Here is a 20680-nt window from a genome sequence, read left to right on the forward strand (position 1 = left end):
CGCATGGCAGTCCACCTCGGCCCCCCGGGTGAGCGGTGCGTGGTGACCCGCCAGGACCGACCGGCACCACGAACAGCTGGGAACGGGCCGCTCAGGCGGTGACGCCGGTCAGCTTCCGCCAGGTGTCGCGACGGGTGGCCTGCCGTACCGGATCAGCCACCGGCGCCGCCGCCAGCAGCCGCCGGGTGTACGGGTGCTGAGGTGCCCCGAGCACCTGCGCCGCCGGACCCTGCTCCACGACCAGACCGCCGCGCATCACCGCCACCCGGTCGGCGAGTTGCTCCACGACGGCGAGGTCGTGGCTGATGAACAGGCAGGCGAAGCCGAACTCGCCGCGCAGCTCCTGGAGCAGCTCCAGCACCCTGGCCTGTACCGACACGTCCAGGGCACTGGTCGGCTCGTCGGCGACCAGCAGCACCGGGTCGAGTGCCAGAGCCCGGGCGATGCCCACCCGCTGCCGCTGCCCGCCGGACATCTCGTGTGGATACCGGTCCCGCAGCCCGGCTGGCAGTCGCACCGCGTCCAGCAACTCGTCCACCCGGCGCCGCCGCTGCGTGGCGTCGCCGCCGCCGTGCAGCCGCAGCGGCTCCGCGACGCTCTGACCCACCGTCCACCGCGGGTTGAGTGACGAGGCCGGGTCCTGGAACACGAAACCGGTGCGCGAGCGGACCGCCCGCAGTTCCCGGGTGCTGCGGCGACCCGGCCTGCCGGCCCGGGCGACGTCGACCCCGGCCACGACGACCTCACCGGCGACCACCGGGGCGAGGCCGATGAGCGCCCGGCCGACCGTGGACTTGCCGGACCCGGACTCGCCGACCAGGCCGAGCAGCTCACCGGCCTCGATGTGCAGCGACACATGGTTGACGGCCCGGACCGGGTCGACACCGCGGCGGGCGGGATACTCGACGACCACGTCCCGCAGTCGGACTGTCGGCTCCGAGGTCGGTGCCTCGCCGGCCGGACCTGCCCCCGGCTCGACTGGATCCGGCCGGTCCGCGGGCCGGGGCACGGCGTCGAGCAGCACCCGCGTGTACTCGTGCGTCGGCGACCCGAACAGCTCATCGACCGGTGCGTGCTCGACCACCAGTCCGTCGCGCAGGACCACCACCTCGTCGGCGATGTCCGCGACCACGCCCATGTCGTGGGTGATCAGCAGGATCGCCATGTCGAGCCGGTCCCGCAGTTCCCGCAGCAGGTCGAGGATCCCGGCCTGCACCGTGACGTCCAACGCGGTGGTCGGCTCGTCGGCGATCAGCAACGGGGGGTCGCAGCTGATCGCCATCGCGATCATCGCCCGCTGCAACTGGCCGCCGGACAACTCGTGCGGGTACGACCGGATGATCCGCCGTGGATCGTCGAGCCCGACCGACGCGAGCAGCTCGTGCACCCGCTGGTCGGCGGCCCGCCGGCCGACCGGGCGGTGGGTGCGGATCGCCTCGGTGATCTGGTGACCGACGGTCAGCACCGGGTTCAACGCGGTCATCGGCTCCTGGAAGACGGTGCCGATGCGGCCGCCGCGCACCTGCCGCAACAGCTCGGGATCGGCGTCGACGAGCTCGACACCGTCGAGTCGGATGCTGCCCTCGACCCGGGCCGTCGCGGGCAGCAGGCCGAGCGCCGCCATGGCTGTGACGCTCTTGCCGGAGCCGGACTCGCCGACCAGGGCGAGGACGCGCCCGCGACGCAGCTCGAAGGCCACGTCGCGGGTCGCGTCGACGCTCACCCCGTCCGCCGGGAACGAGATGGACAGGCCGTCCACCGCGAGCAGCGGTGTCGAGGTGTGCTCTGTCATCACTGCTTCAGCGAGACCTTCAGGTAGTTGGGGTAGGCGGGGAACGACGCCACGAAGAAGTTGGTCACGTTCGAGCCGTGCAGGAACGAGTTCTTCGTGTAGGTCAGCGGGACGACTGGCGCGTCGGTGAGGATCCGCTTGTCGGCCTGCGCCCAGAGGGCCTGCGCCTTCGCCGGGTCGGTCTCCGCGGTCGCCTGGGCGATCAGCGCGTCCACCTCCGGCTGCGAGTAGCGGGAGAGGTTGTAGCCGCCCCCACCGATCTCGCTGGAGGCGAAGAGCGGCTGGATGTTGCCGTTCGCGCTCGGGAAGTCCGGCTGCCAGCTGCTCAGGGTCAGGTCGTAGTCGCCGGCGTCACCGGTGACCGCGGCGGTCCAAGTCTCCTCGTCCAGCGGCTTGATGGTGACGGTGATGCCGGCCCGCTGCAGGCCCTGCTGGATCGCCTGGGCCTTGCTGAGGGTCTGCGGGTCGTTCTTCACCACGAGGCTCAGCGCAAGGCTGGTCTTGCCGGCCTCGGCCAGCAGCTGCTTGGCCTTGGCCACGTCACCCGACGGGTCGGCCTGGTAGAGGTTGTAGTCGACCCGGCCGGGGATGCCCGGGGTGATCAGCGTGCTGGCGAGGTCCCCGCCGATGGCGCCGCCGGACGCGACCTGGTAGGCCCGCTTGTCCACCGCGTATTGAATCGCCTGGCGCACCTTGACGTCGGTGAGCGGGGCGCGGCGGTTGTTCAGCGCCAGGTACGACAGGGCACCCGCGTCGGAGGTGACCAGCCGCTGCTTGGCGCTCGGGTTCTGCTGGACCTGCGCGAGCTGGGCCGGCGGGACGAAGCCGGCCCCGAAGGCGCTGCGGTCGTCGCCGGAGTCGGCGATCAGCCGCTGCGCCGCAACGGTGTTCTCCTGGCCCAGCTGGAACACGACCTGGTCCGGGCCGGCGGTACGTACCTCGTCGGTCTTGGCGTCCCAGTTAGGGTTGCGGGCCAGCCGCACTGCGCTGCCCTGCTGGTAGGACTGGACCTGGTACGGCCCGGACGCCACCGGGTTGCGGGTGTAGGTCTTCGGGTCGTCCTTCGCCTTCGGCACCGGTGCGAACGCCGGCATGGACGCGATCCAGGGCCAGTCGCCGTACGCCGTCTTCAGCCGGAACACGACTGTCTTCGCGTCCGGGACCTGGACCGAGTCGAGCTGCCCGCCCGCGTACGGGCCCTTGTAGGTGTCACCGCCGGTCAGCAGGCTCTTGTGGTATCCGAGCCCACCGGACAGTTCCGGCGCGAAGGACCGCTCGACGCCGTACTTGACGTCGGCGGCGGTGATCTGCGTGCCGTCGGCGTACTTCAGGCCGTCCTTGAGGTGGTAGGTCCAGGTGCGGCCGCCGTCGCTGCTGGTGCCGGTGTCGGTGGCGAGGTCCGGCACCACCCGGGCCGGCTTGCCCGGCTGGATGTCCCAGGTGGTGAGCCGCCGCAGGACCAGGCCCAGGCTGGTGATGGCCAGGCCCTGGCTCTTCGCCGGATCGAAGTTCATCTCGGTGGCGGAGGTGGGGATGGTCAGCGTGCCGCCCCGGTGGGTGCCTTCGGTGGACGACCCGGCCGTCGGGCTCGTCGGGTTGGCGTTGCAGGCGGTCAGGGTGAGCGCTGCGGCAAGCGCCGCGGCACCGAACGCAAGGGATTTCTTCACGGTGTTCCTTTCCGGATCCACCGGACGCGTCAGCGCCCGATGCGGGGGTCGAGCACCCCGTAGACGAGGTCCACGAGGAAGTTGGCCAGGACGATGAGGAAGGCGGCGAACAGGGTCACGCCGACGATCAGCGGCAGATCGACGTTGCCCACCGCGTCGAGCAGCAGGGAGCCCAGACCGGGCATGCTGAACACCCGCTCGGTGATGACCGCGCCGCCGAGCAGTGAGCCCAGGTCGAGCCCGAAGACCGTGACCACCGGGATGAGCACGTTGCGCAGGGCGTGCCGGCCGACGACCCGCCGCTCCCGCAGACCCTTCGCCCGGGCGGTACGCACGTAGTCCTCGGCCAGCGCCTCCAGCATCTGACCCCGGGTGAGCCGGGCGTAGATCGCCGCCGTGAGCAGCGCGAGCACACACCAGGGCAGGATCAGGTGCCAGAGCCAGCCGACCGGGTCCTCGGTCAGCGGCACGTAGCCGCTGACCGGCACCACGTTCAGCGTGAAGCCGAACAGCAGGATGCCGAGCAGACCGACCAGGTAGCTCGGTGCCGACACGCCGATGGTCGCGCCGGTCATCGCCAGCCGGTCGAGGACGCCGCCGCGGCGCACGGCGGAGACGACGCCGGCGCCGACGCCGAGCAGCAGCCACAGCAGCGCGGCGCCGAGGGCGACGGAGAAGGTCACCGGGGCGCGTTCGACGATGAGCTGGGTGACCGACTCGTTGAGCCGGAACGAGTACCCGAAGCAGGGGGCGGCGCAGTGCACGGCCGCCGGGCCGGCGCCGAAGGTGCGGCCGGCGACGATGCCGGCGAGGAAGTCGAGGTACTGCCGGATCCACGACTCGTCGTAGCCCATGAACGCCCGGGCGTCGGCGAGCCGCTGCGGGGTGCAGGGCTTGCCGCAGGACAGTTGCGCCGGGTCGGCGGGCAGCAGGTAGAACACGGCGTAGGTCAGCACGCTGACGGCCAGCAGCGTCGCCACCATGGCGAGCAGGCGACCGCCGAGGTACCGCAGGTGGTTCATCGGCGTAGCCCGTCCGCACGCGGGTCCAGCGCGTCGCGCAGGCCGTCACCGAGCAGGTTGAAGCCGAGCGTCACCAGGAACAGGGCGGCGCCCGGGAAGATCAGGAACATCGGGTCGGTCTGCACCCAGGCGATTGCGTCGCCGATGGAGCGGCCCCACGCTGGAGTGGGCGGCGGTACCCCGACACCGAGGAAGGACAGCGCGGCTTCGGCCCCGATCATGCCGGGGATCGACGCGGTGGCGTAGACGATGACGGTGGCGGACAGGTTGGGCAGCAGCTGTCGGAACAGGATGTGACCGGACCCGGCCCCGAGCGCGGTGGAGGCGACCACGAAGGTGCGCCGCCGTAGGGACAGGGTCTGCCCACGCACCACCCGGGCCATCGTCGGCCAGCCGAAGAAGCCGATCACCAGGACGAGCAGCAACGGCTTCGGGAAGCCGGCCGGGACGATTGCGCCGAGCGCGATGACGAAGACGAGCCAGGGAAAGCCGATCAGCACGTCGATCGCCCGGCTGACCGCCCGGTCGTACCAACCGCCGTACCAGCCGGCCGTGATCCCGACGAGCAGGCCGAGCAGCACGGAGACCGCGGTCGCGGCCAGGCCGACCAGCAGCGACGTGCGTGCGCCGTGTACGACGATCGCGAATAGGTCCCGGCCGGTCATCGGCTCCACGCCGAACCAGTGGTCGGCGCTGATGCCACCGCCGGTGCCCAGCGGGACACCGCCGTCGGAGAGCGCGTCCAGGTGATAGGTGTACGGGTCCTCGCCGGCGAGGGAGCCGAGCAGCGGCGCGGTGAGGGCGACGGCCAGGAATAGAGCGACGAGCGCGGCGCCGGTCAGTGCCGCTCGCTCGGACAGCAGCCGGCGGGCCGGTGATCGGACGGGGCGGTCCGTGATACCTCTGGGGGCGGGGGTGGTGACGGGCACGGGGCGTTTCCTTGGCGGGGCAGGGCGTCGGGATGATGGACCGGTCAGTGCTCGACCGGGTGACATCGCCGTCGCATGACTGGCTCTCTCACGTCGACGCGCCAGGCGGCGTCCAGCCATTACCCACTAAACCTATAGGGATGGCCGGCAAAAAGGATAGGCCGGGAGAGGTGGAACACAGCGGATCCGTCGGCGCGACCGGGCCGGTCAGCCCCCCGGGTGCCAGCCGAGCAACGGGCCGAGCCGGGTCGAGATGTCGGTGAGCAGTTGCACGTAGTCGTCGTGCTCGAAGGTGAACGGCAGCGCGAAGGCCACCTCGTCGACCTCCCGGAACGCCGCGAGGGAGGTCAGTTCCTCGGCGATGCGCTCCGCCGGACCGACCAGATCGCGGGCGAACATCATCCGGGCCGGCCCCTGGGGCGTCGCCGTGCGGGGGGTGCGCCGGTCGACGTACTCCTGGTAGCGGGCGCGCTGCTCGGAGGTGGCGCTGTCGGTAGGGATGACCACCAGCCCCTGCGACACCCGGGCGGCCGGCCCCTCCGGGTGGTGGGCACGGTACGTCCGGATGTGCGAGAGCTGGATCTCGTCGAAGTCGGTGGCCTCCTCGGCCTTGACCACGCTGCTGGTGAGCAGGTTCATGCCCTGCTCGCCGGCCCACCGGGCGGAACGCAGGCTGCCAGCGCCGTACCACATCCGGGCGGCCAGGCCGGGGGAGTGCGGTTGCACCCGGCGGGAGAAGGCCTCGAAGCCCTCGACGCCGTCGACGTCGCTGGCCGGCTCGCCGCGGACGAGATCGAGAAGTCGACGGACCCGGGCGTAGCCGAAGTCCTCGGCGTCGCCGGTGTCCGGGTACAGGGCGTGCCGCACCCGGTCGTAGTGCATCGGCGGGCCCACGCTCACGCCCGGGTTGAGCCGTCCACCGGAGAGGACGTCGACCGTGGCCAGGTCCTCCGCGAGTCGTAGCGGGTTCTCCCAGCCGAGCGGGGTGACGGCCGTGCCGAGCTCGATGCGCCGGGTGCGCTGGGAGGCCGCCGCGAGGACGGCGACTGGTGAGGAGATGCCGTACTGGAGGTGCCGGTGGCGTACCCAGGCACTGTCGAAGCCGAGCTGCTCGCCCAGCTCGATGAGGGCCAGCGTCGATTCGTGGCCCGTGCGCGGGTCCGTCTCGTCGAACAGCCCGATGGTGAGGAAGCCGAGCTTGCGCAGAGGCACCGGTATCTCCGTCGCTGCTGGTAGGGGTCGGGCCAGGATAACCCTCCTAACCCATGGGAAATATATGAGAGGTGAGTGTGCGGGCCGCTAGTGTCGCCGTATGAACCGGAGCACGCGTCTCACCCGGCGCCGCTTCGTCGACTTCCTCCGGGTGTGCAGCTGCGCCTGTTGAGGCCGACGGCGCCGCTGCCCTGCGGCGCCTCAACCACCGACACCCGCTCTCGGCGACCACGCCGGCCCCCTCGCCGCCGCACCGGCCCGGGCGCCTCCCTGCGCCGACGCGCCACCCGACCGGCGTCGCGTCGGCCCGTGCCGTGCCCGGCGGGCGCCTCAACCACCGACACCCGCTCTCGGCGACCACGCCGGCCCCCTCGCCGCCGCACCGGCCCGGGCGCCTCCCTGCGCCGACGCGCCACCCGACCGGCGTCGCGTCGGCCCGTGCCGTGCCCGGCGTCGGCACCCGCCACCCCGGCACCGGGCACCGGCCCGCCACGTTCGCACGATCCGGCCCTCCTCGACAGAAGGACCCGCCATGACCATGACCCGTACCCGCCCGCAGGCGCGCCGCAGCAGCGCCGGGGCGACCCCGTGACCGCACCGCTCACCCTCGACGCCGACGTGCTCGTCCTCGGCGGCGGACCGGCCGGCACCTGGGCCGCGCTGGGCGCCGCCGCAACCGGCGCGCGGGTGGTCCTCGCCGACAAGGGCTGGTGCGGCACCAGCGGCGCCGCCGCGGCGGGCGGCAACAACCTGTGGTACCTGCCGCCGACCGGGCCCGCCCGGGATCGCGCGGTGGGCCACCGGGAGGCGGCCGGCGGGCACCTCACCGACCGCCGGTGGATGTTCCGTGTGCTGGACGAGACCTGGCAGCGGGTGGCCGATCTCGCCGACTGGGGCTACCCGTTCCCCGTCGACGACACCGGCGTACAACGACGCGGCAGCCTGCAGGGCCCGGAATACCTGCGGCTGATGCGCCGCCGGGTCCGCCGCGCCGGCGTCCGGATCCTCGACCACTGTCCCGCGCTGGAACTGGTCACCGACGGTGCCGGCCAGGTCGTCGGCGCGGCCGGGCGTAGCCGGCACGACGGGTGGCGCGAGTGGCGGACCAGCGCCGGGGCGGTCGTCCTCGCCACCGGAGGCTGCGCCTTCCTCTCCGGGGCGCTCGGCCTCAACGTCGACACCGGCGACGGTCACCTGATGGCCGCCGAAGTCGGTGCCCGACTGTCCGGCATGGAGTTCTCCGCCGCGTACGCGCTCGCGCCCGCGTTCGGCGCCCAGACCAAGGGCCTGATGATGCAGTTCGCCACCTACCTCGACGAGGACGACCGGGAGATCGACGTCGGCGACCCCCTGGCCGGGCGGGACGTGCTCGCCCGGCACGTGCTGGCCGGACGGCGCATCTCGGCCCGGCTGGACAGGGCGCCGGCGCAGTTGCGCGCCGCCGCCCGGCTGGCCCAACCCAACTACTTCCTGCCGCTGGACAAGGCCGGCATCGACCCGTTCACCACCGCGTACCCGATCCGGTTCGTGCTGGAGGGCACCGTGCGCGGCACCGGCGGCCTGCACCTGGTCGACGACGACTGCGCGACCGGAGTGCCGGGGCTCTACGCCGCCGGCGACGCCGCCACCCGCGAGTTCGTCACCGGCGCCGTCAGCGGCGGCGGCAGCCACAACGCGGCCTGGGCGATCGCCTCCGGCAGTTGGGCCGGCGCGGCCGCCGGCCGCCACGCCCGGCGTCGCCGCCCATCCGGACGCGGACTCCCGGCCGGGCGAGCCGGCCTGCGGCCCACCGGCGCCGCGACCGCACGACACCCGGCGGACATCGTCCGAGCGGTGCAGGAACAGGTGATGCCACTGGACCGCAACTACTTCCGTACCGCGGAGGGACTGCAAGACGCGCTGTCGGTGCTGGACGGGCTCTGGTACGAGGCGTCGACGCACCTCGCCGGCGCCGGCCGTGACGCGCTCACCGCCCGGCAGGCCGCCGCCATGGTGGCGCACGCCCGGTGGATGTACCGGGCGGCGCTGGCCCGGCCGGAGTCGCGCGGCCTGCACCGGCGCGACGACCGCCCCGGCCGCGAACCCTGGTGGAGCCGCCGGCTGCTGGTGCACGGTCTCGACGAGGTACGCCTCACCGTGCTGCCCCCGTCGCCGTCGGCGGCTCCGGCCCGCCCGGGCCTGTCGTTGTCGGGAGGGCAGCGGTGATCGAGGTGCTCAGCCGCGACCGGTGTGTCCGGTGCGACGTCTGCATCCGGGTCTGCCCGATGGACGTGTTCGGCGTCGGTGCCGACGGGGTTCCGGTGATCGCCCGCCAGTCCGACTGCCAGACCTGTTTCCTGTGCGAGGCGTACTGCCCGGCGGACGCGCTCTACGTCGCGCCGTTCGCCGGCCCGGCGCCCGAGGGGTCCGGGTGGACGGACGAAGCGGCGTTGGTGCGGGCCGGTGCGTTCGGGGCGTACCGGCGGCAGATCGGGTGGGGCCCCGACCGTACGCCGGGCAGCGCTCAGGACACCAACCATCTCTTCACCGCCCGGATCAACCCGCCGGAAAGGCGATGACGCTCTTGAAATCCTACTTAGTTGGTAGGAAAATCAGCGGCATGTCGGGCGAGCCGCTGCTCACCTCCCGCCGGGTCGTCGACCTGATGCGGGTCGCCTCGCAGCTCTGTTGCGGGCCGCGCTGACCATCCCTGCCGCGCACCCACCCGTCGCCTCCCCGTCTGCCTGCGGCCCCTGGCCGCCCAGGGCGGGGACGACCACCCCCCGAGGAACCCCATGAGCACCGAACCGTCACCCACGGCCGGCGCGGCTTCGCCGTCCGGGCAGGGAGGACCCGAATGACCACCGACACCGACTCCTTCGTCCGGCAGTGGCGGGACTGGCACGACCGACACGAGGAGGCTCGGGCCGACCCGCAGGGCTTCCTCGCCGTCACCGGGCTGCACTGGCTCGGCCCCGCACCACAGCGGTTCCCCGACGCCCCCGGCGCGTGGCACACCGACGTCGACGGCGTGGTCGTCACGCTCGCCCCAGGGGAGGAGATCACCGTCGACGGGCGGCGGGTGACCGGCCGGCACGCGTTCGGGCCGATCGCCGAGCGCGCCTCCGTCGTGGTCGGCGTCGACGGCGGTCTGGTGGAGGTCGCCCGTCGAGGTGGACACGACATCCTGCGACCTCGCCGCCCCGATCACCCGTTGCGCACCGCCTACCGCGGCACCCCGACCTACCCGCCGACGTCGCGGTGGGTGCTCACCGGCCGGTACGTCCCCTTCGACGCGCCCCGAGCCACCACCGTGGGCGCCGCCGTCGAGGGACTCGAGCACGTCTACGACGCACCCGGCCGCATCGAGTTCGAGGTCGACGGGCTGCCGGTGAGCCTCACCGCCTTCGGCGGCGCGACACCGGGTGCGCTGTCGGTACTGTTCACCGACACCACCGCCGGAGTGACCACCTACCCGGCGGTCCGCTCCCTCGCCGTGGAAGCACCCGACGAGCAGGGTCGGGTGCGGCTCGACTTCAACCGGGCCTGCAACCTGCCCTGCGCCTACACCGACTTCGCGACCTGCCCGCTGCCGCCCGCCGAGAACCGGTTGCCGGTGGCCGTCGAGGCCGGCGAGAAGATCCCGTACGAGCGGCTCGCGGCCGTCCGGCCGTAGCCTGCGCTCCGCTGCCCTCGGGGAGGACCGCCATGACCCAGCCCGCCGACAGTTCCTCACCGGCCGACGCCGACGCCCTGCGGACGTTGCTGCGCCACCAGGCCAGCACCGTCACCGTGGTCACCGCGCCCGGCGCGCCGGCGGTCGGCTTCACCGCCACGTCGTTCACCTCGGTGTCGCTGGAGCCACCGATCGTCTCGTTCTGCCTGAACCTCGGCTCGTCGAGCTGGCCCACCGTGTCCCGCAGCCGGTACGTGGGGGTGCACCTGCTCGCCCGCCAGCAGCAGGAGCTGGCCCGGACGTTCGCGACCAGCGGGATCGACCGGTTCGCCGCGCCGACCCGATGGCGGACCGGCCCCGAGCAGGTGCCTCTGCTGGAGGACACTCTGGCCTTCCTGCTGTGTCGGGTGGTCGACCGGGTCACCGTCGGCGACCATGCCATCGTCCTCGCCGAGCCGGAGCTGCTGCGGCACGCCGACGTCGGCTCGCCGCTGCTCTACCACCGGGGCCGGTACGCGGGCCTGGCCGAGCACGTCGAGCCACCCGCCCGGCGCGCGGCCTGACCGGTTGCCGCCGTGGTCGTGGACCGTCCTTCCGCGACCACGGCGGCCGCGTGGCGCCGGTCCGGCACCGCCCGGCGCCCGTCAGATCGTGGTCGGCGTCGCCGCCGCCACCCGGTCATAAGACCCACAAACTCTATAGGTCTAGTAGGTATTAGGTCAACGATGTGGAGGCCCGGCGTGCGAAAGACGACAGCCGTCGGCGTATTCGTTGACATCACCGCGGCCGACGGGTGGACTCGGTCCATGTCCAGCGAGCTGCGGTTGACCACCCGCGGCCACATCGACTTCGGTCGGGTGTGGTCCAGCTCCTGTATGCGCTGACCGGCACCCACACCCGCTGCGCCGTACCGGCCCACCGAGGTGGGGCTCACCGTCGAGCCGACCGCCATCCCCCGCACCGAGCGCCTCTGACCGACCCGCGCCACCGGCCCGGGCGGGGCCTCGGCGTACCCCCTTCCGCCTGTCTGGACAGGAGACCCCCTCATGCCCGCGCACCGCCTGCGCTCCCTGACCGCCGTCGCCCTCACCGCCCTGCTCACCGCCACCGCCGGCTGCTCCACCCGCAGTGCTCCCGCCGCCGAGGCGGCCGGCCAACCCCGCTCCGGGGGCTCGCTCACCTGGGCCGTCGAGACCGAACCGATCACCCTCAACCCGCACCAGTACGCCCAGGCGAAGGCCCGCCTGCTGGTCTGGAACACGTTCGAGTCGCTGCTCACCTACGACAAGCAGGGAAAGCTGGCGCCCTGGCTGGCCACCGGCTGGCAGGCCGCGCCGGACGGCCGTTCCTACACCCTCACCCTGCGGGACAAGGTCACCTTCTCCGACGGCACCCCGTTCGACGCGACCGCCGTCAAGGCCAACATCGACAAGCTCCGCGAGCCCGGGTACGCCCCGGCGGTCGCCGCCGTGCAGCTACGCAACCTCGCCACCGTGCAGGTGCTCGACCCGCGTACGGTCCGACTCACCCTCACCCGCCCCGACGTGCTCATCCTCGACTTCCTGGCCTCCCCGCAGGGCGCGCAGGTCTCCCCGAGGTCGCTGCGCGAGGCGAAGAACCTCAAGGCCGGTGGGGTGGACCTCGCCGGCACCGGCCCGTTCGTCCTGGACCGCTACGTGCCCGGCCAGGAACTGCACTACAAGCGCAACCCCGCCTACGACTGGGCGCCGCCCACCGCCACCCACACCGGACCCGCCCACCTCGACGGCATCACCTACCGGTTTCTCAAGGAGTCCGCCGTGCGCGTCGGTGCCCTCACCTCCGGCCAGGTCCAACTCGTCGAGGGTGTGCCGGCCACCGACCAGCCCCTGGTCACCGGCAACCCGAAGCTGCGGCTAAGCCGGCAGCTCAACTCCGGATCGGCGTACTCATACTACTTCAACACCTCCCACGCCCCCTTCGACGACCTGCGGGTACGCCAGGCCTTCCGGGAGGCCGTCGACGTCGACACCGTGCTCAGGTCCGTCTACCGGGACACCGCCACCCGCGCGTGGAGTGTCGTCAGCCCGTCCAGCCCGCTGTACGACAAGCGCCTCGAGGGCGGCTACGGCGGCGACGCCGCCAAGGCCAACGCCCTGCTCGACCAGGCCGGCTGGACCGGGCGCGACCCCGAGGGCTACCGGGTCAAGGACGGTAAGCGGCTCGCCGTCCGGCTGGTGCAGGCCGCCCCGTTCGTCCGGGACCGCCGCGACGTCCTCGCCCAGGCCGTGCAGGCCGCCGTCAAGCAGAGCGCCGGCATCGACCTCAAGATCTCGCTGGTCGACCAGGGCACCGCCCAGCAGGCCTTCGACACCAACCAGTACGAGGTCTTCGACAACTCCCGCGCCGACACCGACGCCGGCGCCGCCCTGAACCTGCTGCTGCACAGCAAGGGCGGCATCAACCGGACCAAGGTCGACGACCCGCGTGTCGACCAGCTCTTGGACGCCGGCCAGGCCACCGCCGACCCGACCAGGCGGGCCGCGATCTACGCCGAGCTGCAACAGCGCGTCGTCGCCGACCAGGCCCTGCTGCTGCCCCTCTACGCCCCCGCCGACCAGATCGCCGCCAGCACCACCGTCGGCGGGGTCCGCTTCGAACCCACGGCCGGGGTCCCCGCCAGCGCCTACGACCTGTGGATCGGCAACTGACATGAGCCGACCACGCCTACGCGCCGTGACCCGCCGGATCGGCACCGGACTCGTCGTCCTCTGGGCCGCGTCCACCGCCGCCTACCTCGCGCTGCTGGCCGCGCCCGGCGACACCGTCGACGCCATCGTCGGCGACGGCGCCGACACCCCGCAGATCCGCGCCGAGATCACCGCCGAGTGGGGCCTGGACCGCCCCCCGCTCGTGCAGTACCTCGACTACCTGCGCCGCCTCGCCGAAGGCGACCTGGGCCGCTCCTACCTGCTGCACCGTCCCGTGGCAGAGGTGATCGGCGAGCAGCTCGCCCCCACCCTCACCCTCGCCGCGGCGGCCGCCGGGCTCGGCGTGCTGCTGGCCCTCGCACTCGCCACCGCGACCGCCGGAGACCGCCGGCCCTGGCTGCGGCGGGCCAGCTCCGGCACCGAACTGCTGCTGGTCTCCACGCCGACGTTCCTCATCGGCATCGTTCTGCTCACCGTCTTCTCGTTCCGGCTCGGCCTCTTCCCGGTCGCCGGCGACCAGGGCCTCGCGGCCCTGGTGCTCCCCGCGATCACCCTCGCCCTGCCCATCGCCGGACTGCTCGCCCAGGTGCTGCGCGACGCGCTCGACCGGGCCCTGGACGAACCGTTCGTGCTCACCGCCCGCTCGCGCGGGCTGCGGGAGCGGGCCGTGCTGCTGCGGCACGCCCTGCGCCACGCCCTGCTGCCCGCCGTCACCCTCGCCGGCTGGCTCTTCGGCATCCTGCTCGGCGGGGCCGTCATCGTCGAGCAGGTCTTCGGCCGGCCCGGCCTCGGCCAGGTCACGCTGGCCGCCGTGACCGGCAAGGACATACCGACCGTGCTGGCCGTGGTGACCCTCTCCGCCGCCGTCTACGTGGTGGTCAACACCGCCGCCGACCTGGCGTACCTGCTCATCGACCCGCGACTGCGCAGGAGCTGACGATGACCGTGACCCTCGCCGGCGCACCCGCCGGCACCACCGCATCCCTCGACGGTGAGGCCGACCGACAGGTCGTCCGCCCGTGGCGGCGACTCCGCCCGGCCCCTGTGGCCGCCGGGGCGTACCTGCTCCTGCTGCTCGTCGCCGCCGTCCGGCCACGGCTGCTCGCCCCCGGTGACCCCCTCGCCGCCGACCCGCTCACCGTGCTCGCCCCGCCCGGTGCGACGCACTGGTTCGGCACCGACCACCTCGGCCGCGATGTGTGGACCCGGGTGGTGCACGGCGCCGGGCACTCGCTCACCATCGGCGTCGCCGCCACCGCCATCGCGGTCACCGTGGGCGTGCTGCTCGGCCTGCTCGCCGGCCTCGCGCACCGGATCGCCGACGAGACGCTCAGCCGCGCCTTCGACGCGCTGTCCGCGTTCCCCATGCTGCTACTGGCGCTGCTGTTCATCGCCATCGCCGGCCCCGGCACCACCAGCCTGATCGTCGCCATCGGCGTCGCCACCCTGCCCCACCACGCCCGGGTGGTCCGCGCACAGACCCTGCTCGTCCGCCGCGCCGGGTACGTCGAGCACGCCGTCACCTTCGGCCTGACCCGGACCCGGCTGGTGGCCCGCCACGTCCTGCCCAACGTGCTCGGCCCGATCCCGGTGCTCGCCGTGATCGGGCTCGGCGAGGCGGTGCTCGCCGCCTCCGGACTCAGCTTCCTCGGCATGGGACCCCAACCACCGTCACCCGAGTGGGGGGCGATGCTCTCCGAGGGCCGCAACTACCTGCAGGTGGGCTGGTGGATCAGCATCCTGCCGGGTGTCGCGATCACCCTCACCGTGGTGGCGCTGACCGTCCTCGGCCGGCACTGGCAGGCCCGCTTCGACGGGCGGCAGCCCCGATGACCCCGTTGGTCGCCGTCGAGGACCTGCACGTCACCTTCACCACCCCGACCGGTGAGGTGCGGGCCGTGCGAGGTGTCGACCTCACCGTCGAACGTGGCGAGTGCGTCGCCGTCGTCGGCGAGTCCGGCTCGGGCAAGAGCGTCACCGCCCGTACCCTCGTCGGGCTCCCCGGACCCGGTGCCCGCGTGCGGGCCGCCCGCCTCGACCTGGCCGGCCAGGACGTGCGCGGCCACCGGCCCCGCGACTGGCGGCGCATCCGCGGCCGGCTCGCCGGCCTCGTGCTGCAGGACGCGCTGGTCTCGCTGGATCCGCTGCGCACGGTGGGTGCGGAGATCGCCGAGGTCCTCGCCACCCACGGTGTCGTCAACCGCCGGGAACGCGCCGGCCGCGCCGTCCATCTGCTCGACCAGGTGCACGTGCCGGAGCCGGAGCGGCGCGCCCGCCAGTATTCCCACCAGCTCTCCGGTGGCCTGCGGCAACGAGCCCTGATCGCCTCGGCGATCGCAGGGGAACCCGCGCTGCTGATCGCCGACGAGCCCACCACCGCGCTGGACGTCACGGTGCAGGCGCAGATCCTCGAGCTGCTCGCCGAGCGCCTGGCCGCCGGCCTGAGCCTGCTGTTGATCAGCCACGACCTCGCCGTCGTCGGGCAGATCGCCGACCGGATCCTGGTCATGCGCGACGGCGAGATCGTCGAACAGGGACCCGCCGACCGGCTGCTGCGCGCCCCGACCCACCCGTACACCCGGCAGTTGCTCGACGCGGTGCCGTCGGCCTCGTCCCGCGGACGCCGGCTCACCGCGCCCATTCGGCGCGGGGCGGGCGCGGCGCCGGTCCGCGCCGCGCTGCCGGCCCGCCCGCCGGTCCGCGCCGCGCTGCCGGCCCGCCCGCCGGTCCGCGCCGACGACACCGTGCTCGCCGCCGCCGGCCTCACCAAACGGTACGGCGCGCACACCGTCGTGAAGGACGTCTCGTTCACCATCGCCCGCGGTGAGACGCTCGGGCTGGTGGGGGAGTCCGGCTCCGGCAAGAGCACGGTGGCACGGATCGTCGCCGCGCTGCTCGAACCCGGGGCCGGTGACGTCACCTTCGAGCGCGGCCCCTGGTCCACGCTGGCGGAACGGCATCGCCGGCCGCTGCGCCGCCGTCTCCAGGTGATCTCCCAGGATCCGGTCGGCTCCTTCGACCCCCGCTACACCGTCGGCGAGGTGATCGCCGAGAACCTGGATCCCGGGCTGACCCGCGGCGAACGCGCCGACCACGTCGTGGACCTGCTGCGCCGCGTCGACCTCGACCCGCGGCTGCGTGACCGGCACCCCCGGGCACTCTCCGGCGGGCAGCGCCAACGCGTCGCCATCGCCCGCGCCGTCGCCCCCCGCCCCAGCCTCATCGTCTGCGACGAACCGGTCTCCGCCCTCGACGTCTCCGTCCAGGCGCAGGTTCTCGACCTGCTGGCCGACCTGCGGGCCGCCGACGGCACCGCGCTGCTGTTCATCTCCCACGACCTGGGCGTCGTGCACCACCTCGCCGACCGGGTGCTGGTCATGCAGGACGGCGCGGTGGTCGAGCAGGGCCCGGTCGGTGACGTCTTCACCTATCCGCGGCACGACTACACCCGATCGCTGCTCGACGCCCTGCCCACCCTCGTCACCGCCGGCCGACCGTAGGAGGAACCACCGATGCCCGACACCACCCTGCACCTTGCCGCGGCACTCGACGGCCTGGGCTGGCACCCGGCCGCCTGGCGACTCTCCCGCGCCGACCCCACCGCACCACTGTCGTCCCGATGGTGGGCGGCCCTGGCCGGCGAGGCCGAACGCGCCGCGCTGGACCTGGTCACCCTGGAGGACAGCCTTGACCTGCAGTCCACCGCCCCGGACGGCCCGGACGGCCACACGGACCAGCTCCGGGGACGGCTGGACGCGCTGCTGGTCGCCGCCCGCATCGCCCCGCTGACCCAGCACATCGGACTGGTGCCGACCACCAGCGTCACGCACACCGAACCGTTCCACGTCTCCACCGCCGTGGCCACCCTCGACCACGTCAGCGGCGGGCGGGCCGGCTGGCGACCCCGGGTCTCCGCCCGGCGGTCCGAGGCGCGGCACTTCGGCCGCCGGAACCTGCCCGCCCTGGATCCGGCGCACCTCGACGCTCCGGAGACGGTCCGTCTCGTCGGTGACCTGTTCACCGAGGCGGGCGACGCGGTGGAGGTCGTCCGGCGGCTCTGGGACAGCTGGCAGGACGACGCCGAGATCCGCGACGTCGCCACCGGCCGGTTCGTCGACCGGGACCGGTTGCACTACATCGACTTCGCCGGGCGGTGGTTCTCCGTCAAGGGACCGTCCATCGTGCCCCGGCCGCCGCAGGGTCAGCCGGTCGTCGCCGCGCTCGCCCACTCCGCGGTGCCGTACGCGTTCGCCGCCCGGCACGCCGACGTCGTCTTCGTCACCCCCGCCGACGCCGGCCACGCCGCCGCCGTCGTCGCCGAGGTCCGCGCGGTCGAGGAGACCGTCGGCCGGACCGGGCCGCCGCTGCGCATCCTCGCCGACCTGCTCGTCCTGCTCGACGAGACACCGACGCTGGCCCGCCGGCGCCGGGGCCGCCTCGACGACCTGGCGACCACCGACGTCGGCTCCGACGCGGCCGCGTTCACCGGCACCCCCGGGCAGCTCGCCGACCTGATCCAGGAATGGCACCGGGCCGGGGTGGACGGGTTCCGGCTGCGTCCCGCGGTGCTGCCCGACGACCTCACCGCCGTCACCCGGGCGCTGGTGCCGACCCTGCGCGACCGGGGCCTGTTCCGTGCCGGCTACCCCGACGGGACGCTGCGCGCCCTGCTCGGACTGTCCCGCCCGGCCAACCGGTACGCCGCCGCGACCGCCTGACCCTGGAGAACGCCGTGCCCAAGCAGATCATCCTCGCCGCGCACTTCCCCGGCGTGAACAACACGACCGTGTGGAGCGACCCCGCCTCCGGCAGCCAGATCGACTTCGCGTCCTTCGTCCACCTGGCCCGTACCGCCGAGCGGGGTTTGTTCGACTTCTTCTTCCTCGCCGAAGGACTCCGGCTGCGCGAGCAGCGTGGCCGCATCCACGACCTGGACGTGGTGGGCCGCCCCGACACCCTGACCGTGCTGGCCGCCCTGGCCGCCGTCACCACCCACCTCGGCCTGGCCGGCACCCTCAACGCGACCTTCCGGGAGCCGTACGAGCTGGCCCGGCAACTCGCCACCCTGGACCACCTCTCCGGCGGGCGGGCCGCCTGGAACGTGGTCACCACCTCCGACTCGTTCACCGGGGAGAACTTCCGCCGGGGCGGCTTCATGGACCGTTCGCTGCGCTACGAGCGGGCCGCCGAGTTCGTGCGTACGGCCCGCGAGCTGTGGGAGTCCTGGGCAGCCGACGCCCTGGCCGGCGACCGCGACAGCGGCCGCTATCTCACCGCCCCCGACCCCGGCGCGTTCATCCACCACGGCGACCAGTTCGACATCGCCGGCCACTTCACCGTGCCGCGCAGTCCGCAACTGCATCCGGTGATCCTGCAGGCCGGCGACTCGCCCGACGGGCGGGAGTTCGCCGCCTCCAGCGCCGACGCCATCTTCTCCCGCCACGGGACCCTCGAGGCGGGGCAGGAGTTCTACCGGGACGTGAAGTCCCGGCTGGCCCGCCACGGCCGCGAGCCGGACGACCTGAAGATCATCCCAGGGGTGACCGTCGTGCTCGGCGACACCGACGCCGAGGCTCAGGAGAAGGCCCACCACATCCGGCGCCAGCAGGTCAGCCCACAGACCGCGATCCTGCTGCTCGAACAACTGTGGAACCGGGACCTGTCCGGACACGACCCGGAGGGACCCCTGCCCGCCACCGACCCGGACGTCTCCGCCGACGCGATCAGCCGGGGCCGCGCCGGCATGTATCCCGACCCGGTCGCCACGGCCCGCCAGTGGCGCGCCCTGGCCGAGGAGAAGGGGCTCGGCATCCGTGACCTGATCATCGAGGTGACCGGTCGGCAGTCCTTCATCGGCACCCCGCGGCAGGTCGCCGAGCGGATGAACCACTTCGTGCAGGCCGACGCCGCCGACGGCTTCATCCTCGTGCCCCACCTGACCCCCGGCGGCCTCGACGAGTTCGTCGACCGGGTGGTCCCCCTGCTGCAGGAACGCGGCGTCTTCCGCACCCGCTACGCCGGCACCACCCTGCGGGAGCACCTCGGCCTCGGCGCCGCCCGTCCGGTCTCGGCTGTGGCGGCCCCGCGATGAGCACGCCCACCCGGACGCGGCTCGCCCAGGTGGTGGTCTGCCGGCGACGCTGGCAGGACCCGGACGCCGTACGGCTGCGCGCGGCCCTGACGAGCGAACTGCGCAACCGCTACGCCGACCGGCCCACCGACCCGATCCACCTGCCACCGGACGAGGCGGTCGCCGCGGCCTCCGTCGCCTGGACCGGCGTCGCCTACACCCCGGCCGCCAACCCGGTCGGGCACGCCGCGCTGCGCTGGCACGGCGACGACCTGGAACTCAAACGGATGTACGTCGTGCCGGAGCACCGGGGCCACGGCGTGGCCGACGCGCTGCTCACGGCCGCCGAGGACGCCGCGGCGCGACTCGGCGCCGCGCGGATCGTGCTGCAGACCGGCGACCGCCAACCCGACGCCGTCCGCCGCTACGAGCAGGCCGGCTACCACCGGCTCCCGGTCTTCCCGCCGTACGACGGGTTGCCCTGGTCGCTCTGCTTCGCCCGGACGCTCACCCCGCCGCAGGCGGCCACGAACCGGCCAGGAAGGACGGCCCCGGCATGAAATTCCTGCTCATCACCCTCATCACCCATCTGCCCGACCCGGTCACCGGGCGGCGCAGGAGCACCACCGAACGGTTCCGCGAGGTCGTCGACACCGCGGTGCTCGCCGAGGAACTCGGCTTCGACGGGTACGGCGTGGGCGAACGCCACGAGCGGCCCTTCATCTCCTCCGCACCACCGGTGGTGCTCAGCCACATCGCCGCCCGCACCTCCACCATCCGGCTGTTCACCGCGGTCACCACGCTGAGCCTGCTCGACCCGGTACGCGCCTACGAGGACTACGCCACCCTGGACCACCTCTCCTGCGGGCGGCTGGAGCTGATCATCGGCAAGGGCAACGGCGCCGCCCAGGCACAGCTGTTCCACGTCACCCCCGAGGACCAGTGGGAACGCAACCGGGAGGGCTACGAGCTGTTCCGCCGGCTCTGGCGCGAGGACAAGGTCACCTGGTCGGGCCGGTTCCGGCCACCACTGGTCGACGCCGAGACCTGGCCCCGGCCCCTGCAACAGCCCATCCGGGTCTGGCATGGCAGCGCCACCAGCCGCGACTCGGTGGACCTGGCCGCCCGCCACGGCGATCCACTCTTCTCGGCCAACGTCACCAACCCCATCGAGCCGTACGCGGAGCTGATCCGCTACTACCGCGAACGCTGGCTGCACTACGGTCACGACCCGGCCGACGCGCTGGTGGGCGCCGGGACCGCCGGCTTCTACGCGGCACGGACCTCGCAGGAAGCGGTCGAGACGTACCGACCGACCTTCGACGCGCGGATCGCGGCGTTTCGGAAGGTCGGCGTGCAGCCGGTCTTCGAGACGATCGAGGACGCCATCGAGCGCAGCTCGATCCTGGTTGGCAGCCCCCAGCAGATCGTCGACAAGGTGCTGCGCTACCACGAGCGGTTCGGCCACGAGGTGATGCACCTGTCGGCCGACTCCGACGGCCTCACCGACAAGCAGCACCGGCAGAGCCTCGAACTGTTCCAGAGCGAGATCGCCCCCGCGCTGCGTCGGGCCATCCCCAGCCGTCCCCTGCACCGACCGTCGTCCGCCGTCACCACCTGAGCCGAAATCGGGGAACAACACC

At 73.2% G+C, this 20680-nt stretch carries 17 protein-coding genes; 12 read left to right on the forward strand and 5 right to left on the reverse strand.

Annotation, left to right across the window (positions count from 1 at the left end):
- Nucleotides 1-91: 91 nt before the first annotated feature.
- From ABUL08_RS03925 to ABUL08_RS03945, 5 genes are all read right to left on the reverse strand, one after another.
- Complete coding sequence (locus ABUL08_RS03925) at nucleotides 92-1792, reverse strand: ABC transporter ATP-binding protein (RefSeq protein ID WP_350934590.1); 1701 nt, start codon at nucleotides 1790-1792, stop codon at nucleotides 92-94.
- Nucleotides 1792-3459: an ABC transporter substrate-binding protein gene (locus tag ABUL08_RS03930; RefSeq protein WP_350934592.1), complete on the reverse strand. Its 1668-nt coding sequence runs from the start codon at nucleotides 3457-3459 to the stop codon at nucleotides 1792-1794. Before ABUL08_RS03930 ends, ABUL08_RS03925 begins: the two co-directional genes overlap by 1 nt.
- Before the next feature lie 29 nt (nucleotides 3460-3488).
- Complete coding sequence (locus tag ABUL08_RS03935; protein WP_350934593.1) at nucleotides 3489-4481, reverse strand: ABC transporter permease; 993 nt, start codon at nucleotides 4479-4481, stop codon at nucleotides 3489-3491.
- Nucleotides 4478-5410, reverse strand: coding sequence for an ABC transporter permease (locus ABUL08_RS03940; protein ID WP_350934596.1), 933 nt, complete (start codon nucleotides 5408-5410; stop codon nucleotides 4478-4480). The genes ABUL08_RS03935 and ABUL08_RS03940 overlap by 4 nt, the downstream gene beginning before the upstream one ends.
- Before the next feature lie 207 nt (nucleotides 5411-5617).
- A complete protein-coding gene (locus ABUL08_RS03945) occupies nucleotides 5618-6622 on the reverse strand; it encodes an LLM class flavin-dependent oxidoreductase (RefSeq protein WP_350934598.1) in 1005 nt (334 codons plus the stop codon).
- Between the two features lie 588 nt (nucleotides 6623-7210).
- Between ABUL08_RS03945 and ABUL08_RS03950 the strand changes: the two genes are divergently transcribed.
- From ABUL08_RS03950 to ABUL08_RS04005, 12 genes are all read left to right on the forward strand, one after another.
- Nucleotides 7211-8827: an FAD-binding protein gene (locus tag ABUL08_RS03950; protein WP_350934600.1), complete on the forward strand. Its 1617-nt coding sequence runs from the start codon at nucleotides 7211-7213 to the stop codon at nucleotides 8825-8827.
- Nucleotides 8824-9180 (forward strand): ferredoxin family protein, encoded by a 357-nt coding sequence (locus tag ABUL08_RS03955; RefSeq protein ID WP_350934602.1) that lies wholly within the window; start codon nucleotides 8824-8826, stop codon nucleotides 9178-9180. The genes ABUL08_RS03950 and ABUL08_RS03955 overlap by 4 nt, the downstream gene beginning before the upstream one ends.
- Before the next feature lie 278 nt (nucleotides 9181-9458).
- A complete protein-coding gene (locus tag ABUL08_RS03960; RefSeq protein ID WP_350934604.1) occupies nucleotides 9459-10277 on the forward strand; it encodes a DUF1684 domain-containing protein in 819 nt (272 codons plus the stop codon).
- A gap of 32 nt (nucleotides 10278-10309) precedes the next feature.
- Entirely contained in the window at nucleotides 10310-10840 is a 531-nt protein-coding gene (locus ABUL08_RS03965) for a flavin reductase family protein (RefSeq protein WP_350934606.1), read from the forward strand.
- A 483-nt stretch (nucleotides 10841-11323) separates the two neighbouring features.
- On the forward strand, nucleotides 11324-12967 hold the full coding sequence (locus ABUL08_RS03970; protein WP_350934608.1) for an ABC transporter substrate-binding protein: 1644 nt from the start codon (nucleotides 11324-11326) through the stop codon (nucleotides 12965-12967).
- A gap of 1 nt (nucleotide 12968) precedes the next feature.
- Entirely contained in the window at nucleotides 12969-13904 is a 936-nt protein-coding gene (locus ABUL08_RS03975) for an ABC transporter permease (RefSeq protein ID WP_350934611.1), read from the forward strand.
- A gap of 2 nt (nucleotides 13905-13906) precedes the next feature.
- Nucleotides 13907-14800 (forward strand): ABC transporter permease, encoded by an 894-nt coding sequence (locus ABUL08_RS03980; protein WP_350934613.1) that lies wholly within the window; start codon nucleotides 13907-13909, stop codon nucleotides 14798-14800.
- Nucleotides 14797-16467: an ABC transporter ATP-binding protein gene (locus tag ABUL08_RS03985; RefSeq protein WP_350934615.1), complete on the forward strand. Its 1671-nt coding sequence runs from the start codon at nucleotides 14797-14799 to the stop codon at nucleotides 16465-16467. Before ABUL08_RS03980 ends, ABUL08_RS03985 begins: the two co-directional genes overlap by 4 nt.
- Nucleotides 16468-16479: 12 nt before the next feature.
- The gene (locus ABUL08_RS03990; protein WP_350934617.1) at nucleotides 16480-17685 is read left to right on the forward strand and encodes an LLM class flavin-dependent oxidoreductase; all 1206 of its coding nucleotides are present in this window, start codon (nucleotides 16480-16482) and stop codon (nucleotides 17683-17685) included.
- Nucleotides 17686-17699: 14 nt separating this feature from the next.
- Nucleotides 17700-19058, forward strand: coding sequence for an NtaA/DmoA family FMN-dependent monooxygenase (locus ABUL08_RS03995; RefSeq protein ID WP_350934619.1), 1359 nt, complete (start codon nucleotides 17700-17702; stop codon nucleotides 19056-19058).
- Entirely contained in the window at nucleotides 19055-19597 is a 543-nt protein-coding gene (locus tag ABUL08_RS04000) for a GNAT family N-acetyltransferase (protein ID WP_350934621.1), read from the forward strand. The genes ABUL08_RS03995 and ABUL08_RS04000 overlap by 4 nt, the downstream gene beginning before the upstream one ends.
- Entirely contained in the window at nucleotides 19594-20658 is a 1065-nt protein-coding gene (locus ABUL08_RS04005; RefSeq protein WP_350934623.1) for an LLM class flavin-dependent oxidoreductase, read from the forward strand. The genes ABUL08_RS04000 and ABUL08_RS04005 overlap by 4 nt, the downstream gene beginning before the upstream one ends.
- Nucleotides 20659-20680 lie beyond the last annotated feature (22 nt).

It is taken from the genome of Micromonospora sp. CCTCC AA 2012012 (assembly GCF_040499845.1).
Taxonomy (GTDB): Bacteria; Actinomycetota; Actinomycetes; order Mycobacteriales; family Micromonosporaceae; genus Micromonospora; species Micromonospora mangrovi.

Bases quoted from the DNA above. Each gene is read 5' to 3' on its own strand.
- ABUL08_RS04000 (WP_350934621.1), top strand. From the start codon at position 19,055: ATGAGCACGCCCACCCGGACGCGGCTCGCCCAGGTGGTGGTCTGCCGG.
- ABUL08_RS03985 (WP_350934615.1), top strand. From the start codon at position 14,797: ATGACCCCGTTGGTCGCCGTCGAGGACCTGCACGTCACCTTCACCACC.
- ABUL08_RS03975 (WP_350934611.1), top strand. From the start codon at position 12,969: ATGAGCCGACCACGCCTACGCGCCGTGACCCGCCGGATCGGCACCGGA.
- ABUL08_RS03965 (WP_350934606.1), top strand. From the start codon at position 10,310: ATGACCCAGCCCGCCGACAGTTCCTCACCGGCCGACGCCGACGCCCTG.
- ABUL08_RS03925 (WP_350934590.1), bottom strand. From the start codon at position 1,792: ATGACAGAGCACACCTCGACACCGCTGCTCGCGGTGGACGGCCTGTCC.
- ABUL08_RS03935 (WP_350934593.1), bottom strand. From the start codon at position 4,481: ATGAACCACCTGCGGTACCTCGGCGGTCGCCTGCTCGCCATGGTGGCG.
- ABUL08_RS03980 (WP_350934613.1), top strand. From the start codon at position 13,907: ATGACCGTGACCCTCGCCGGCGCACCCGCCGGCACCACCGCATCCCTC.
- ABUL08_RS03990 (WP_350934617.1), top strand. From the start codon at position 16,480: ATGCCCGACACCACCCTGCACCTTGCCGCGGCACTCGACGGCCTGGGC.
- ABUL08_RS04005 (WP_350934623.1), top strand. From the start codon at position 19,594: ATGAAATTCCTGCTCATCACCCTCATCACCCATCTGCCCGACCCGGTC.
- ABUL08_RS03970 (WP_350934608.1), top strand. From the start codon at position 11,324: ATGCCCGCGCACCGCCTGCGCTCCCTGACCGCCGTCGCCCTCACCGCC.
- ABUL08_RS03960 (WP_350934604.1), top strand. From the start codon at position 9,459: ATGACCACCGACACCGACTCCTTCGTCCGGCAGTGGCGGGACTGGCAC.